We start from the raw sequence: 1,563 nt of genomic DNA, 5'->3' as shown, positions 1-1,563 counted from the left end.
ACAAAATCTTAAATTGAAGAGTTTGATCATGGCTCAGATTGAACGCTGGCGGCAGGCCTAACACATGCAAGTCGAGCGGAAACGAGTTATCTGAACCTTCGGGGGACGATAACGGCGTCGAGCGGCGGACGGGTGAGTAATGCCTAGGAAATTGCCCTGATGTGGGGGATAACCATTGGAAACGATGGCTAATACCGCATGATGCCTACGGGCCAAAGAGGGGGACCTTCGGGCCTCTCGCGTCAGGATATGCCTAGGTGGGATTAGCTAGTTGGTGAGGTAAGGGCTCACCAAGGCGACGATCCCTAGCTGGTCTGAGAGGATGATCAGCCACACTGGAACTGAGACACGGTCCAGACTCCTACGGGAGGCAGCAGTGGGGAATATTGCACAATGGGCGCAAGCCTGATGCAGCCATGCCGCGTGTGTGAAGAAGGCCTTCGGGTTGTAAAGCACTTTCAGTCGTGAGGAAGGTGGTAGTGTTAATAGCACTATCATTTGACGTTAGCGACAGAAGAAGCACCGGCTAACTCCGTGCCAGCAGCCGCGGTAATACGGAGGGTGCGAGCGTTAATCGGAATTACTGGGCGTAAAGCGCATGCAGGTGGTTTGTTAAGTCAGATGTGAAAGCCCGGGGCTCAACCTCGGAATAGCATTTGAAACTGGCAGACTAGAGTACTGTAGAGGGGGGTAGAATTTCAGGTGTAGCGGTGAAATGCGTAGAGATCTGAAGGAATACCGGTGGCGAAGGCGGCCCCCTGGACAGATACTGACACTCAGATGCGAAAGCGTGGGGAGCAAACAGGATTAGATACCCTGGTAGTCCACGCCGTAAACGATGTCTACTTGGAGGTTGTGGCCTTGAGCCGTGGCTTTCGGAGCTAACGCGTTAAGTAGACCGCCTGGGGAGTACGGTCGCAAGATTAAAACTCAAATGAATTGACGGGGGCCCGCACAAGCGGTGGAGCATGTGGTTTAATTCGATGCAACGCGAAGAACCTTACCTACTCTTGACATCCAGAGAACTTTCCAGAGATGGATTGGTGCCTTCGGGAACTCTGAGACAGGTGCTGCATGGCTGTCGTCAGCTCGTGTTGTGAAATGTTGGGTTAAGTCCCGCAACGAGCGCAACCCTTATCCTTGTTTGCCAGCGAGTAATGTCGGGAACTCCAGGGAGACTGCCGGTGATAAACCGGAGGAAGGTGGGGACGACGTCAAGTCATCATGGCCCTTACGAGTAGGGCTACACACGTGCTACAATGGCGCATACAGAGGGCGGCCAACTTGCGAAAGTGAGCGAATCCCAAAAAGTGCGTCGTAGTCCGGATTGGAGTCTGCAACTCGACTCCATGAAGTCGGAATCGCTAGTAATCGTGGATCAGAATGCCACGGTGAATACGTTCCCGGGCCTTGTACACACCGCCCGTCACACCATGGGAGTGGGCTGCAAAAGAAGTAGGTAGTTTAACCTTCGGGGGGACGCTTACCACTTTGTGGTTCATGACTGGGGTGAAGTCGTAACAAGGTAGCGCTAGGGGAACCTGGCGCTGGATCACCTCCTTA

Annotated in this window: 1 rRNA gene; it reads left to right on the top strand. The window is 53.6% G+C overall.

Features of this window, described 5'->3' with window-relative positions:
• Positions 1–10: 10 nt before the first annotated feature.
• Positions 11–1,563, top strand: a 16S ribosomal RNA gene (locus tag R7P67_RS23960).

Source organism: Vibrio sp. Vb0937, assembly GCF_033338855.1.
This window is presented reverse-complemented; position numbering and strand designations above follow the sequence as displayed.